The sequence below is a fragment of the Streptomyces coerulescens genome (assembly GCF_042657965.1).
GTDB lineage: Bacteria > Actinomycetota > Actinomycetes > Streptomycetales > Streptomycetaceae > Streptomyces > Streptomyces coerulescens.
Genome location: NZ_JBHSKM010000012.1, coordinates 12300 through 27722 on the forward strand (window position 1 = coordinate 12300; position 15423 = coordinate 27722).

General features: G+C 70.3%; 10 protein-coding genes. 9 read left to right on the forward strand and 1 reads right to left on the reverse strand.

Going from position 1 to position 15423, the window contains the following annotated elements; translation table 11 throughout:
- Positions 1-186: 186 nt before the first annotated feature.
- The 7 genes from eccCa (at position 187) to ACFPQ9_RS19610 (ending at position 9639) form a co-directional block, all read left to right on the forward strand.
- Positions 187-4131, forward strand: a complete 3945-nt coding sequence (gene eccCa, locus ACFPQ9_RS19580; protein WP_380854519.1) for a type VII secretion protein EccCa — start codon at positions 187-189, stop codon at positions 4129-4131.
- A gap of 121 nt (positions 4132-4252) precedes the next feature.
- Complete coding sequence (locus ACFPQ9_RS19585) at positions 4253-4639, forward strand: hypothetical protein (protein ID WP_380854520.1); 387 nt, start codon at positions 4253-4255, stop codon at positions 4637-4639.
- Between the two features lie 84 nt (positions 4640-4723).
- Positions 4724-5041, forward strand: coding sequence for a DUF397 domain-containing protein (locus ACFPQ9_RS19590; RefSeq protein ID WP_380854522.1), 318 nt, complete (start codon positions 4724-4726; stop codon positions 5039-5041).
- A gap of 189 nt (positions 5042-5230) precedes the next feature.
- The gene (locus tag ACFPQ9_RS19595; protein WP_380854524.1) at positions 5231-7195 is read left to right on the forward strand and encodes an ATP-binding protein; all 1965 of its coding nucleotides are present in this window, start codon (positions 5231-5233) and stop codon (positions 7193-7195) included.
- Positions 7196-7288: 93 nt separating this feature from the next.
- Positions 7289-8602, forward strand: coding sequence for an SUKH-4 family immunity protein (locus ACFPQ9_RS19600; protein ID WP_380854526.1), 1314 nt, complete (start codon positions 7289-7291; stop codon positions 8600-8602).
- A 55-nt stretch (positions 8603-8657) separates the two neighbouring features.
- Positions 8658-8969 (forward strand): hypothetical protein, encoded by a 312-nt coding sequence (locus tag ACFPQ9_RS19605; RefSeq protein WP_380854528.1) that lies wholly within the window; start codon positions 8658-8660, stop codon positions 8967-8969.
- Between the two features lie 151 nt (positions 8970-9120).
- Entirely contained in the window at positions 9121-9639 is a 519-nt protein-coding gene (locus tag ACFPQ9_RS19610) for an LppU/SCO3897 family protein (protein WP_380854530.1), read from the forward strand.
- A 16-nt stretch (positions 9640-9655) separates the two neighbouring features.
- On the opposite strand, the gene ACFPQ9_RS19615 is transcribed toward ACFPQ9_RS19610, so the two are convergent.
- Positions 9656-10051 carry a hypothetical protein gene (locus tag ACFPQ9_RS19615; RefSeq protein WP_380854532.1) on the reverse strand — a complete coding sequence of 132 codons (396 nt, stop codon included), beginning with the start codon at positions 10049-10051 and terminating at the stop codon, positions 9656-9658.
- A gap of 39 nt (positions 10052-10090) precedes the next feature.
- Here ACFPQ9_RS19615 and ACFPQ9_RS19620 point away from each other — a divergent pair, with 39 nt between their 5' ends.
- Entirely contained in the window at positions 10091-10744 is a 654-nt protein-coding gene (locus tag ACFPQ9_RS19620) for a hypothetical protein (RefSeq protein ID WP_380854534.1), read from the forward strand.
- Between the two features lie 192 nt (positions 10745-10936).
- Entirely contained in the window at positions 10937-15418 is a 4482-nt protein-coding gene (locus ACFPQ9_RS19625) for a toxin glutamine deamidase domain-containing protein (protein WP_465269581.1), read from the forward strand.
- Positions 15419-15423 lie beyond the last annotated feature (5 nt).

Consider the following 15423-nt stretch of genomic DNA (forward strand, 5'->3'; position numbering starts at 1 on the left):
CCTACCTCCCGCATTCCTCCCAGGACCTGCGCCGCATCTCCATCCGCCTGCCTCCCTCGGGCACCCGGCGCATCAGTAGGATCGACCTCTACGCGAACGACGCCTACGCGAACGAAGAACACGTCGCGGTACACGGGGGCGTCGGTGCCAGGACGTACGTATCAATCGCGAAGGATGAGTGCATCGGTGAGCGTCGTCATCATCAAACGGCCACCGCGGATAGTGCCACCGGCCGTCCCGGACGGCGAGGTCAAACTGGAGACGCCCCCCGAGATCCCTCGCGAGGGCGACGAGAGCATGCTCATGAACCTGCTGCCCATGATGGGCATGCTGGGTTCGGTCGGTTTCTTCTTCATGCCCAACCTGCCCTCTTATATGAGGGTGGTCGGCGGGCTGATGCTGGCGTCGACGCTGGCCATGGCCATCGCCCAGTTCGCCAAGTCCCGGCAGGGCGGCGGCGCGGGGATGGCCCAGGACCGGCGTGACTACTTCCGCTATCTGGAGCAGGTCCGCAAGGACGTGCACAAGACCGCGGAACTCCAGCGGCAGAGCCAGCTCTTCCAGCACCCCGACCCGGAGCAGCTGTGGGCGGTGGCCGCCGACGGCAAGCGGCTGTGGGAGCGCCGTCCGACCGACGCGGACTTCGCCTCCGTGCGGATCGGGCGCGGTGTGCAGCAGCTGAACACTCCGCTGGTCGCGCCGGAGACGGCGCCCAAGGAGGAGCTGGAGCCGCTGACCGCGGCGGCCATGAAGGCGTTCCTCGACGCGCACGGGAGCCTGTCCGACCTGCCGGTCGCCATTTCGCTGCGCGCCTTTTACCACGTCACGATCTGCGGCGAGTCCGACACGGTCTACGGCAACGCCCGCGCGAGCCTGTCCCAGCTGGCGACGCTGCACTCGCCCGAGGACCTGATGATCGCCGTGGTGGCGCATCCCTCCGCGGCCGCTGACTGGGACTGGATCAAGTGGCTGCCGCACAGCCAGCACCCGAAGACCAAGGACGGGGCGGGCTCGACCCGGCTCCTCTTCGACGACCTCGGGGAGTTGGAGGAGGCGCTGGCGGACCAGCTGGGCGACCGGCCCCGCTGGAACCGTGAGGCCAACCCGGTCTACGACCAGCCGCACCTGATCGTGGTGCTTGACGGCGGCACCGTGCCGCCGGACTCCGAACTCGCCAGCAGCGAGGGCCTGCAGGGCGTGACGTTCCTGGAGATCTCGCCCGGTCCGCTGGAGGAGGAGCTGCGCGCCGGTCTGACGATCTACGCCAAGCCGGACCGGATGCGGCTGTTCGTCGGCCACGAGTCCGCCTACACCGGCAAGCCGGACCTCCTCAACCCGGCGCAGGCGGAGTCCCTGGCGCGGCAGCTGGCCCCCTTCCGGGTCGGCTCGGCGGAGGAGGGTGAACCCCTCCTGTCCAACCTGGACTTCACCGACCTCATGGGCATCGGCGACGCGGGCACGGTCGACGTCTCCCGCACCTGGCGTCCGCGCACGCTGCACGAGCGGCTGCGGGTGCCGATCGGTGTCGGCGAGAACGGCGAGCCGGTCATGCTGGACCTCAAGGAGGCCTCGCAGGAGGGCATGGGCCCGCACGGTCTGTGCGTCGGCGCCACCGGTTCCGGCAAGTCCGAGGTGCTGCGCACGCTCGTGCTCGGTCTCGCGGTGACGCACTCCTCGGAGACGCTGAACTTCATCCTCGCGGACTTCAAGGGTGGTGCGACCTTCGCCGGTATGGCGGACATGCCGCACACCGCGGCCGTCATCACCAACCTCGCCGACGACCTCACCCTCGTCGACCGTATGCGTGACTCGATCATGGGTGAGACGCAGCGCCGGCAGGAGCTGCTGCGCTCGGCCGGCAACTACGCCAACCTGCACGACTACGAGAAGGCCCGCGCCGCCGGCGCCGCGCTGGAGCCGATGGCCTCGCTGGTGATCGTGCTCGACGAGTTCTCCGAACTCCTCACGGCCAAGCCGGACTTCATCGACATGTTCATCCAGATCGGCCGCATCGGCCGATCGCTGGGCATCCACCTGCTCCTGGCGTCGCAGCGCTTGGAGGAGGGCAAGCTGCGCGGCCTGGACACCTACCTGTCGTACCGGATCGGTCTGCGGACCTTCTCCGCCGCCGAGTCCCGTACCGCGATCGGTGTCCCGGACGCCTATCACCTGCCGTCGATTCCCGGTTCCGGTTATCTGCGCTACGACACCGACACCATGGTCCGCTTCAAGGCGGCGTATGTGTCGGGGCCGTACCACGGCGAGGGCCCGTCCCGTGTGCACCGGTCGACGCAGCTGCGGCCGGCGCTGTTCTCCGCGGAGCACGTGGCGCTGCCGCCGCAGCCGGTGATCGAGGAGCCGGAGCCCGACAACCGGGTGGACGACGCGCTCGCCGACACCGTCCTGGACGTCCTCGTCAGCCGCATGATCAACCAGGGTCCGCCCGCGCACCAGGTGTGGCTGCCCCCGCTGGAGGAGGCGCCGTCGGCGGAGCAGCTGCTCCCGCAGCTCGCCGTCACCCCGGAGCGCGGCCTGACCGCCCCCGACTACACGGCGCTCGGCCGGCTCAACGTGCCGGTCGGTCTGGTCGACAAGCCGTTCGAGCAGCGGCGTGACGTGCTGTACCGGGACTTCGCGGGTGGTGCGGGCCACGGTCTGTTCGTCGGTGGTCCGCAGTCCGGCAAGTCGACGCTGCTGCGCACGCTCATCTCGTCGTTCGCGCTCACCCACACGCCGTCCGAAGTGCAGTTCTACTGCCTGGACTTCGGTGGTGGCTCGCTGATCTCGATGGAGGAGCTGGCGCACGTCGGCGGCGTCGCGAACCGTCTCGACGCCGAGAAGGTACGCCGTACGGTCAGCGAGGTCGAGGGCATCCTCAACGCGCGCGAGGAGTACTTCCGCGAGCACAACGTCGACTCGGTCACGACCTACCGTCAGCGCCGGGCCGCCGGTCAGCTGCCGGACCAGGTCTGGGGTGACGTCTTCCTCGTCATCGACGGCTGGGCCACGTTCAAGACCGACTACGAGATGCTGGAGGCGACCGTCACGGAGATCGCGACCCGCGGTCTCGGCTTCGGTGTGCATGTGATCCTGACGGCGAGCCGCTACACCGAGGTGCGGCCGGCGCTTAAGGACATGCTCCAGAACCGTATCGAGCTGCGGCTCGGTGACCCGACGGAGTCGGAGATCGACCGCAAGGTCGCGCAGAACGTCCCCGCAACGGTGCCGGGCCGTGGTCTGACGCCGGACAAGCTGCACTTCATGACGGCGCTGCCGCGGGTCGACGGCTCGTCGGCGACGGAGGACCTGTCCGAGGCGACGTCGATCCTCATCAGCGGCATCAACGAGAACTGGCAGGGCCAGCACGCTCCGGCCGTACGACTGCTGCCCACGATGATGCCGGCGGAGCGCCTGCCCAAGGGCTTCGAGCACCCGGAGCGCGGTGTCGCCATCGGTATCGACGAGTCGTCGCTCTCCCCGGTGTTCGTGGACTTCGAGACCGACCCGCTGTTCATCGTCTTCGGTGAGAGCGAGTCCGGTAAGTCCGCGATCCTCAGGATGCTGGTCAAGCAGATCACCGAGCGCTACACGCCGGACCAGGCGAAGATCGTCATGGGTGACTACCGGCGTGCGCACCTGGAGGGCGTGCCCGACTCGCACCTGTCGCGGTACTGCGCCTCGGCGCCCGCCCTCACGGAGACGCTGGAGGGCCTGGCCGGCTCGATGCACCGCCGGATGCCAGGACCGGACGTCACGCCCGAGCAGCTGCGCAACCGCAGTTGGTACAGCAGCCCGGACGCGTTCGTGATCGTCGACGACTACGACCTGGTGGCGACCGGCGTGAACCCGCTGGCCCCGCTGCTCGAGTACCTGCCGTTCGCCCGTGACATCGGGCTGCGCGTCATCATCGCCCGTGCCTCGGGCGGTGCGAGCCGCTCGCTGTACGAGCCGGTGATGCAGCGGATGCGCGAGCTCGGCGCCCAGGGCGTGGTGCTCTCCGGCGACCGGTCCGAGGGCCAACTGCTCGGCAACATCACCGCCACGCAACTGCCGCCCGGCCGTGGGTACTTCCACACGCGTCGGCGTGGTGGGCAGCTGATCCAGACGGGATGGCTGCCGAACCGGTTCTGAGGGACGGTCCGGCAGGGCCGAGGGGCGGCATCCGGTGGGTGCCGCCCCTTTCCGTTCCCCATTAAGGTGACGGCTGGACATAAATGACGAGCCACGGGGGGCAGTTGTGCCGTCGGACTACATGGATTCCGATCCCCAGGTCCTCAAGACCGAGGGCTTCCACATGTTCAACGCCGGAGTGGACTTCGCCAAGGCCGTGACGGCCCTGCAGAACGGGCTGACCGCGCTGGAGAAGGGCGACACCCCACCCTGGGGCGACGACGACATCGGCGAGAAGTTCGGCGTCGTCTACGAGGGGCTGCGCGACGGCATGTACGAGTCGATGGCCAGCCTTGCGGAGCGCATCGCCGGAATGGGCGTCGCCTTCACCAAGATGGGCGTGGCGCACGAGCTCAACGAGGCCGAGCAGGACGCCATCTGGAAGCAGACGACGGCCCAGTACGACGGCCAGGTCGAGGTGCCGACCGGGGTCGCGCACGCGAGGCTGCGACCGCACCAGGACCTCTGATCCGCGACGGGCGGGTGCGGGGCGAGCGACGCCAGTAGGGTGAGACGCGTTCGTCGTTCGCACGTCAGGAAGAGGCCCAGCAGCATGACCGAGGCACGGGACAACGAGGTCGGGACTCAGGCGGAGGACATCAAGGCGCGCAAGGAACGGGAGCGCGACGAGCTGTACGCCCTCGACATCTCCGGCGTCGAGTGGCACTGCGCGCCCGGTACCGAGCAGGACGAGGAGCGGGTCGAGATCGCGTACCTGCCCGAGGGCGCGGTGGCCATGCGGTCCTCTCTCGACCCGGGCACCGTGCTGCGGTACACCGAGGCGGAGTGGCGGGCGTTCGTGCTCGGGGCGCGGGACGGGGAGTTCGACCTGGAGGCGGCGCCGCGCAACGGTGGGCCGGTGGCCGACTGAGCGCTCCGCTGGGAGTGCCGCGCTATGCCGTCTTGCGGCTGCGGCGGCGTCGTGGCTGGTCGCGCCCACGCGGCAGAGCCGCAAATCGGTACTGCCCCGCGCCTCTTGAGGGCGCTGCCGAACCGCAGCTCCGCGCCTAAGATCGGCGTCGTACGCGATGGCATCCGCGAGGGCGGAGGACGGGGACCCATGACCGGCTCGACCGAGGACTACGCACCTCACCCCCACATAGGTGGCCGGACCGCCGCACTGCGCGCGCTCGCCGCATGGCGGGTGGCCGCGCCCGGCGCTCCGCGCGTGGTCGTGGTCACCGGCGGTTCCGGCAGCGGGCGTTCGCGGCTGCTCACCGGGTTTCTGATGCTGTGCGATCCGGGGTACCGCAAGCAGCTGCCGCTGGACGAGATGGATCCGTCGACGGTGCCACCGGAACTGCCCGCGCCCGCGGTACCGGCCGCCGAAGGGCTCACCGCCGCCCAGCTTCTCTGGCTGCTCGCCGACCACTACGAGCTGCACGCCGGCAGCACCGAGGACGTGTTCGCCGAGCTGGCCGGGCTCGCGGAGCCGGTGACCGTCGTCGTGCCGGATGTCGACCGAGCCGGCCCGGTGCGGTCCACCGGTGAGCCCGCCCGGCTCGTCCGGGAGGTACTGGCTCGGCTGGCCGCCGCCGGGACGGTCCGGCTGCTGGCCGAGGTACCGCGTCCGCAGGCCGCCGAGCTGGCGGCGGGGCTGCCGTCCGGCACCGTGCAGGTCATCGACCTCGACGAGCCGGAGTGGGCCGACCCCGAGGTCCTGGTGCTGCACGCGCAGGCCGCGCTGAACCCGGAGCACGGCGCACCCGAGCTGCCGTTCACCGTGGATCCCGCCGCCCGCCTCGCCCTGGGAGCGGCCATCGGCCGCCGGGCCGGGACCAGTCCGCTGGTCGTCCAACTCGCCGTCAACTGCCTCCTGATGGCTCCGGAGGGCTTCGATCCCGCCGACGAGAGATACCTGCCGACGTCCGTCGGTGAGGCCCTGGACCTGCATGCCGTGCGGCTCGGCGCCGACCCGCGGACTCTGCGGCTCCTGCTGGCACCGCTCGCCCTGGCCGAGGCCGACGGCATACCGGTCCACCTGTGGGCACGGCTGGCGAGCGCGGTCGCCGGGCAGGACATGAGCCGGGCCATCGCGGACGGGATGCTGCTCGCCGGGCCCTTCGTGCAGCCCCGGGAGGAGGAGACGGACATGGAGGACGGCCCGCGTACGGTGCTGGGGCTGCTGCATCCGGCCGTCGGGGACGAGATCCGCGCCGGTCTGCCCAGCGTCGGCGCCGCGCAGACCCAGGTCGCGATGGCGCTGCTGGAGGCCGTGCCGGAGCAGGACTGGAGCAAGGCCGACCCCTATGTGCGCGACCACATCGCCGGCCACACCCTGGAAGCCGGGCTGCTCCCCCAACTCCTCACGGATCCGGCCCTGTTCGTGCATGCCGACCCGGTGCCCCTGCGCGCCGCCGTGGAGGCCGTGCCGGCCGAGGACCTGGGCGCACCGGCCTGTACGTACCTGCGTACGGCGCCGCTGCTGACCCGTACCCGGCCGCCCGCACGGCTGCGCGCCGCTCTGCTGGAGACGGCGTTCGTCGAGGACGGCCTGCCCGAGTACGCGGACGCGATACACCAGCGGCTCGGCCTCGAACTGCCCTGGCGGACGCTGTGGAGCCTGCCCGTCCCCGGTATCAGCGCCGTGACGATCGGCAGCCTGCCCCACCCCGACGGTACGGCGACTGAGGTGGCCGTGCTGGTGGTCCCGGCGGGCACGCCCGGGGCGCTGCCGCTCCATGAGTCCGGCGGGGAGTCCTCGGCAGGTGCGCCGGAGGAGGAGTCGCGTCCGGCGGTGCTCGTCCATGGCCTCGTACAACCCGGTGTCCTCGATGACGTCGACCCCCGGCAGATCGTCCGTCCCTCCGAAGACGAGCGTGCCGCCGCCCCGCTGGGCCTGAGCCGAGGCGCCGACTACCTGCGCGTCTGGGAGCGGGCGGATCGGAAGGTCGTGGCCGCCCTGCTCTCCGACACACCCTTCACCGCGGCCGACCTGTCCCCCGACGGCATCCTGCTCGTCGCCACCGAGCGCGGGGCCAAGGCCCTCCGCATACGTGCCGCGGACTCGGAGATAGCCTCGTAGGCACGTGGACGACACCCGCGTGGAGGCCCGCACCACAGCTCCACACCGCCTTCCACTCCCCTCCCCGACCAGCCCCTTCGAAGGAGCCTCCCCGTGACCAGCCAGGAGCAGGCGCTCGCCGTCGCCGACCGTTGGCTCAACCCGGAAGGCTCCACGGAGCCGCGCCGCGAGGTCCGGATGCAGGAGTTCGACCTGGGCTGGGTCGTGTGGGCGGCGCCCGCGGAGCCCGAGCGTGACCCGGAGACCGGCGAGCGGCGGCCGCCCGCCGAGATCGGCAACGCCTGCGGGGTCGTGGACCGCCGTACCGGCGAGCTGACGGTCTGGCCGTCGGTGCCGGTCGACGAGGTCGTCCGGATGTACCGGCAGAAGCACGGGGGCACATCCGAAGGGGCCGCCCGTCCGGTCACCGGGCCCGGCAACACGGCCGTCTTCACATACGTGGACCCGGCCAACGGCGAGGAGAGCACCCTCTTCCGCACCTCGGCCCCGGGTCTGCCCCCCGCCGAGTACCAGGCGTGGGGGGAGCTGCGGCGGATGAACGTACCCGCCGACAATGTCCTGGCCGTCCACACCGACCTGCGTCCCAGCCTGCTCCCCGGCGGCTACACGGCCGAGCTCCTCAACACCTTCCGCAATGCCCGGCTCTCCTGCTCCCAGTCCTACGGCGCCCGCCCCGAGGCGCGTGCGGAAGGCATCGCGGCATTGGTCGAGCAGGTCGAGACGATGCACCGGATCGCCGGGCAGCAGCCGCCGCCGCAACCGCACCGGCTGCCGGTTCCCGCGCAGGTGACGCCCGCGGAGCCGCTACGGGACGTGGCCCTGGGCCGCCATCTCGTCGAGGTCTTCGGCGAGGACGGCGTACGCCGCTACGACGCCGACACCATCGCGGACAGCCCGCTGCCGGAGGCCACCGGGGCCACGCTCACCTGGGCGGGGCTTCCCGTCGACCTCCCGCTCTTCTTCACCGCCGACCGGCCCGACGCGCCTCCCGCGGGCGGTCTGTTCACGGACGTCGCCACGAATCTGCGCGAGCGGCGCAGCCCGGCCGGCGAGGAGAAGATCGGCGCCCTGGCGCACCTGGTCCGGATCGGCTTCGACGGCGTCGCGGTCATCGCGGTGCAGTACCTGCCGGGGGCGGGGCAGCCGGACGGTCTCGGCGCGGTCTGGGCGGTGGATCCGGTCACGGCCGCGGCCCGCTACGTCAACGTCTCGGTCGCCGCCTTCGCCCGCTCCCTGAGCCTGCTCGCCGCCGCACGGGAGCGGATGCGGGAGCTGGACCCGGTGGCGGCCGGTGCGGAAGTGGCCGCGTTGCAGGAGCAGTTGGCGGCTGTGGACGCGTCGGCGCTGCAGAACGCCGAGACGTGGTGGTCGCTGATCGTCGAGCAGATGTGGCACGGGCTGTTCTGACCGGCCACCACGCCCGACACACCGGCTACGCCGATTACGCCCCGCAGAGAGACCTGTGACTTCGGACCACCACCCGGCGCCGCCGCCCACCACCTGCGAGCAGGCCCTCACCATCGTGCGCGGCCGCTACGCGCAGCCCGAGCTCCCGGACGGCACTCCGGCCGAGCTGCGCGTGGAGGAGTTCGACCTCGGGTATCTGGTGTACGCGGTGTTCCCGCCCGTCACGGACGCCGCGGGCCGGCCGCGGCCCGCTCCGCCCGGCGGCAGCAAGATCGTGGTCGCCAAGGACACCGGCGAGACCGTCACCGTGCCCAACTTGCCGACGGCGGCGGCCATCGCGCTGTACCGGAAGCAGCGCCGGTCATGACACCGGTACCCGAGCGACGCCTCCACCTCTCCTGACCGGTTCCCACACAGCTCGCCCCCGGTGCGCGCTCGGCCGACGCCGGAGGGTAACGTGCGCCCGTCAACTTCGCGTTGATCTCCATCCGTTCAGCCAACCACGGGGTCCGCCAAGCATGTCCACGCCTCCTCCGCAGTACCAGAACCAGCCGCCGTACGGGCAGCCGCAGCAGCCGTACGGATACCCGCAGCAACCCCAGCAGCCTCAGGCTCCGTACGGATATCCGCAGCAGCCCCAGCCTCCCGGCGGGCCGCAGCGCCCGCAACCGGGAGCTGCCTTGCGGGCTGTGAAGTCCGCGGTCGTCGTCCTCGCAGTGTTCGGCGCCATCGGCTACTGGGTCTGGGACTACAACACCAGCCCCACCGGCGGCAAGGCGAAGGCGGAGGCGTCGGAGTCGGCGGCCGCCGCGGAGGCCAAGACGCACGACCCCGAGATCGGGGACTGCGTCAAGGTCGCCGACCCCAAGGGCGAACCACTGCCGACGGTCGTCGACTGCGGCTCGCCCGAGGCCGAGTACAAGACCGGGGCCCTGCTGCCCGGCCAGGACCAGGAATGCTCGGCGGAGTACGACTACGGCATCCAGTACCGCAACAGCCGGGGCTTCGACTACACGTTGTGCTTCACCAAGGCCTGACCCGGAATCGAACGGGTCAGGGCATCGCGTCCGCCAGCGACGCACCCGCCGCCGCGAGGATGATCGCCATCATCGCCAAGCGGGTGCGTCCGCGCCGCGCCGCCTCCACGCCGAGACCGGCGGAAGCGAGACTCAGGCCGTAGATCACGGTCCCCACCCCCACCTGCGTACCGCTCTTGAGATGCACCACGATCACCACGAGGCAGACGAGAGCCACCAACGCCCCGGCGCCCATGAGCCCACCGCGCGCGCTCCGTGCCTGCTGGGACCGCTGTCTCGCGAACCCCGGATCCGATTGCCCCGCGAAACTCGCCCTGAGTTCATCCATGCCGGGCCGTGCCGGATCACCCTCGTCGCCTCGAAGCTTCGTCTGGACTTGTTCCCCGCCGCGTTCCCGGCCGTGCGTCGTCATGAGGAGGGAGCGTAGGCCAGTTCGCTAAGCTCACGCACCATGTTGCCTTCGCACACGCCCTCCCCCGCGCCCGACGCCACGGTGATACGGATCGGCCGCCGCGGTGCCATGACCGGGCTCCCCTGCTCCGTCCTGCTCATCGCGCTGGGCGCCGTCGGCGTCATCGGCACGATCGTGGTTGCTACCGGGAACCAGAAGGGAGCGTCCGGCCCGGCCGGATACGTCGGCCTCGTGTTCATGTCGCTGCTCGGTGTGCTCGGGGTGTTCCTCTTCTTGGCCAACTGGGCGAACCGCCGTGCCCGGGTCCTGGTCGACGCCACGGGCCTGTGGGTCGAGAACGGAAGAGCCCGCAACGTCGTCCCCTGGCAGAGCCTCGCCGGAGTCGGCCTGTACTGGAGCAAACTCGGCCGGAGCCAGAAGGTCTACTCCCTGGAACTGTTCCCCAACGGCCCCATCGACCAGGACGACCCGGTCCTGTGGACCCTGGTCCGCGACGAGGAGCCGCTGCACCCCGGGCTGCCCCGCCTGCGTCACCGCCTCCCCTTCCCCGCCCCCTGCCGGCAGGAGATGGTCTCGGCGGTCCAGCAGTACGTCCCGCACCTCTGGCTCGGCGAGTCCGAACGCGCGACGGGCCACATCGGCCGACCCGACATCCAGGGACACCGACAGCGCACTCAGGGCCGTACACAGTGAGCCGTCTCCTGTAGCGCCACGCCCGGCAACGGCGGCGACCTGCAACGGACTTGTGACAGCCGACACCTCAAGTCGTCGGCGGTTGAGTCCGTAAACTTTGCGGACGGCTGTACTCCTGTGTGAATTCCCTTGGCTGGTGAGGGAGGGGTACGGCCGTGCTGTCCGACGGGGGTGTCTTCTGCTGTGGCGATGATGTTGCCGGACGAGCTCGAGTGGGTTCTCGAGATGCTGGGCTACAGATGGCCGACGGCGAACGAGGACAAGCTCAGAGACTGCGCCGCGCTGTGGCGGGAGTTCGGCGAGAAGGTCAACGGGCTCCACACCAAGGCGAACAGTGCCGCGCGCCAGGTCACCGCCCACAACGCCGGTGAGTCGATCGACAAGTTCACCAAGACCTACGAGAAGTTCGACGGCGGTGGTGGAGGAGACGGCTACCTGCGAAGCGCCGCCGAGGCCGCGTTCCTCGTCGCGAACGTGCTGGAAGCCTGCGCCTACCTCGTGGAGTTCGCCAAGTGGGCGGTGATCGCGCAGCTGATCGCCCTGGCGATCGAGATCGTCGCCGCCCACGCCGCCGCGCCCTTCACCTTCGGCCTGTCCGAGGTCGCCGGCCTCGGCGCCACCCAGGTCACCCGCCTCATCGTCCGACGCCTCCTCGACGAGCTCAAAAAGGCCATGATCGAGGCGATCGTGGAGACGTTGAAGGAGCCCGCGATCTCGGCGATCGAGGCGATCATCTCCGACCTCATCCGCCAGACCGTGAACGTCGGCTTCGGCGCCCAGGAAGGCTATGACGTCGGCGCCACCATCAAGAAGGGCGGCGAGGCGGGCCTCGACGCCCTCCGGCAGAGCCCGCAGACCTTCGCGGAGGGCGTGCGCGACAGCCTGGGGCAGAAGGCCGGCAGCCGGGCCCGGAACGCGATCGACAGCCGCATCGACGGGTACGACGGGCCGTCGGGGGGTGACCTCGGCAGTGACTCCGGGTCGGAGAGCCCGAAGTCCTCCTCGGATTCCTCTTCCTCGGACTCCTCTTCTTCGGATTCGTCGTCCACTTCGGATTCGTCGTCCACTTCGGATTCGTCGTCCTCCGACTCGAGTTCGCCGGGGTCCGACTCCAACACCTCGACCCGTGCGGGCAACGGCAACATTCCCGGCACGAACATAGGCAGCGGCATCTCGGCCGACACGGGCGGCAACGACATCGGCGCACCCAATATCGGTGCCGGCCCCGACTCCGGCTCCGGGTCAGGCCCGGATTCCGGGAATCCGTCGTCCTCCGACAGCCCGTACTCAAGGCCTGGTCCCTCTACGGGGCCCTCCCTGTCGGACTTCGACGACCCCTCACCCGGCGGTCCCTCGTCCAACGGCTCCGATTCCAGCAGTTCGAACAGCACTCCGAGCACGTCCGGCCCTTCGCACTCGGGCGGTGGCCCGTCCGTCTCCGGTCTCTCCTCGCCGAGCCCGCATTCCGGCCCGGCCCCCACATCGTCGGGTGGACCGTCGTCCTCGCCGGGCAGCGGCTCGATCGGCACCAACATCGACAGCCTGGCCGCCTCCACCCCCACGCAGTCCAACGCGGCACCGACGCCGACGGCCGACTCCTCTCCCTCCGCTTCAGGCGGCCGTTCGGACGGCGGCTCGGCCATACCTACGTCGCCCACGGCACCTTCCACCGGGGGTGCGGCACCGGGTGGGCACCACAGCCCGGGCGGCTCCGGCGGCAGTACGTCCGCCACGAGCCCGAATCCCCACTCGGGCCCGGCGAGGAACCCTTCCACCGGCACGCCCTCCACCGCAGGGACCGGGCCCGCGTCCACACCCAGCCCCACGTCACCGACGACACCTCGGAGCACTCCGGCACCGACACCGGACGGCCGGACACCCGGTACAGCGGATGGGCGTACGTCGAGCACGCCGGACGGTCGCATACCGACCCAGCGCCCCGGGAGTACGACCCCGGGCGACGGCAACGCGCCCCGGAACACGCCGGGCACGACGCCTGGCACCACGCCGGGTGACCGCACTCCGCCACGCATCAACCCGGGGACGTCCACGCCGGGTGACCGCACTCCGCCACGCACCAACCCGGGGACGTCCACGCCGGGTGACGGCACCACGCCCCGCAACTCCGCGGACTCGTCCGGCGGCACCCGTACCCGCCCTCCGGGCCAGGGTCAGAGTCCGGGTACGGCCACTGCGAACCAGGCCCCGTCCCAGTCGGCTCCTCCCAGGACCGCATCGCCGTCCACCAGCAGTCCCACGACCCCGCCCGCCACATCGACCGGCACCGGTCCCGGGCACACGTCGACACCGAGCGGCAGCACGCCGAACTCCTCGCCCTCGCCCTCGCCCCAGCCCGGCGCCACCAGTCAAGGCACGCCCGGCACCCCGAACCAGCCGAGCAGCGGCTCCGCCCCCAGCAGGCCGCCCCAGCACCCCACGGGGGGCACGCCGAACACCCCGAACCAACCGGGCGCGCAATCCAGCACCCACCAGCCCCCGGCGAACACCCCGAACCAGCAGCAGCAACAGCCTCAGGTCGTCGCGGTCCCGGTCCACCACGTGACCACCACACCGAACAACCAGCCCCAGCAGTCCAGCCCGGACTCCACACCCGGCAACCCCAGCCAGCAGCACTCCTCCGACAACCCGAAGCCGAACGAGACCCCGACCCCGGCCTCGGAGACTCGCAACACCAACCCTCCGGGCGGCGTCACCGACCCCACCCGCGCCGAGCAGGACGCCCTGGAGAACTCGGTCCCGCGAGACGAGAACGGTGACCCCACCCGGCCGCCGGACCCCGCGGACGGCCCTTGGGTGGAGCGCATCAACGGCGAGGGCAGGGACGCACCGGGCCGCAACAACAACTGCGTCGACACCGCCCTGTCCACGGTCGACACCTACGCCGGCAACCCCACGGCCGCGGGGGCGCGTACCCCGGACCTGGACGCGGACGGCAACCCGTCGGACCGCGGCGAGAAGGGCGGCCGCGACCGCATCGAGAACACGCTGGGCGCCCGTTTCAGCGACATGGGCAACGGGCGCGACGCGTTCAACCGCCTGGAGAACACCCTCCGCGACAGCGGCCACGGCTCGCAGGCCGTGATCATCACGCAGGACGCCAACGGGCGGGCCCACGCGTGGAACGCCGTCAACCACAACGGCAAGATCACATACATCGACGCCCAGACGGGGCAGCAGAGTTCGAAGCCACTGCACAGCGGGAACAACGGGGTCTTCGCGATTCCGCTGGACGGGAACAGGCAGCCGGTCTCGCCGGACAGGGGACCCACCGGTGACCACTCACGCCCCGACAGCACCAGCCGCGCCGATCGGCAATCCGCCACCACCCCTGCCAGAGCAGACCGACGGCCGCCCGAGGATCCAGCAGGCGCAGACCCGAAGAAGGACGGCCAGAAGCTACCCGACGATCCGACCCGGGAGGAGCGCAACACGTCGTTGCCCAAGCCGGAGTCCAGGACGGAGGAGCAACAGAACCTCTCTCCGGACTCGCCCCAACAGACGGTGCGCAATTACCCGGGCGACGACCAGCACGAGCACAACGAATACGACCCGGACGCTCCGCGCGGCCTGAAGGTCCACCGCATCGGGCTGGACCCGGTCCACGACAGTCTCAGGAACTGGGCGGATGAAGGCCGCCTGACCCCCCTCCTGCAGAGTGCTGCGGAGCGGATGGACGCGTACAACCAGGCACGTGAGAATGGCGATACGGACCTACCGCCCACCGCCTTCACGCGGCAGGAACTGGAAGACGCGCTGGGCGACGACTTCCGTCAGATGAACGACGGGCAGCGGTACGCCGTTGTGGCCTCGCTAGCCCGGCTCAGCCTCGGGTTCCACGAGAGCCAGGGTGTGGGACACAATCCCGAGCACGACCGGGACGGCCTGCCGTACGCGGACTCCAAACGCCCCGACGGTACGCCCGACGTGGCCGCCGACAACGATCGAGCTCGCAGCGCGGAGGCCCGGGACGAGGCCAACGCGAAATTCCCCAAGAAATACCGTTCGGATCCGGAGACCAACAAGAACATCGCCGAGCTCCATCATCGATTCACCGGACAGAAGAAATCCAATCCAAGCAACAACGACATCAATGCCCTCATCGACACCCTGGGCCCCCATAAACCAGACTTCTCCGGCAAGAACTACGCTGTCATCGAAGTGGTGGACAACAACGGGAACAGCACGTTCGTCGTTGACTCGTCGGTCCCTGCAGACCCCACCGGTGTCAGTCCCCGGCACTCGGAGAAACATCTCCTCGACTGGTTCGACCGGACGAACTCCGGCCCCGACGGCACGAAGTACCGGATGGCAGGCCTCTACACGGAACGTGAGCCGTGCGGTTCCGGGCAAGGGCACGCCGACTGTTCGACACGACTGCGGACGCACCCGGAATTGAAGGACGGCAAGGTGCCCGTCTACTACAGCACCACGTACCGGACCGATCCCGAAGGCGTGGCCCTGCGAGACGCAGAGCGCACCAAGTTGAAGAGCCAGCAGGAGAAGAGCGGACTCACCGACCAGCAGATCAGCAACAAGGTGAAGAAGATACGCACGGAGAACGAAGACGAGATGCAGGCCGAGATGGATCACCACCTCTCAGCCATCGGAGCGGTTTGGGCGAAGGCTATGCTGCACATCGATCCGCCGCAGTAGGGAGC

Excerpts from the sequence above, each read along its gene's own strand:
- ACFPQ9_RS19595 (WP_380854524.1), top strand. The coding sequence starts at position 5,231 with ATGACCGGCTCGACCGAGGACTACGCACCTCACCCCCACATAGGTGGC.
- ACFPQ9_RS19585 (WP_380854520.1), top strand. The coding sequence starts at position 4,253 with ATGGATTCCGATCCCCAGGTCCTCAAGACCGAGGGCTTCCACATGTTC.
- ACFPQ9_RS19620 (WP_380854534.1), top strand. The coding sequence starts at position 10,091 with ATGTTGCCTTCGCACACGCCCTCCCCCGCGCCCGACGCCACGGTGATA.
- ACFPQ9_RS19610 (WP_380854530.1), top strand. The coding sequence starts at position 9,121 with ATGTCCACGCCTCCTCCGCAGTACCAGAACCAGCCGCCGTACGGGCAG.
- ACFPQ9_RS19590 (WP_380854522.1), top strand. The coding sequence starts at position 4,724 with ATGACCGAGGCACGGGACAACGAGGTCGGGACTCAGGCGGAGGACATC.
- ACFPQ9_RS19625 (WP_465269581.1), top strand. The coding sequence starts at position 10,937 with ATGTTGCCGGACGAGCTCGAGTGGGTTCTCGAGATGCTGGGCTACAGA.
- ACFPQ9_RS19615 (WP_380854532.1), bottom strand. The coding sequence starts at position 10,051 with ATGACGACGCACGGCCGGGAACGCGGCGGGGAACAAGTCCAGACGAAG.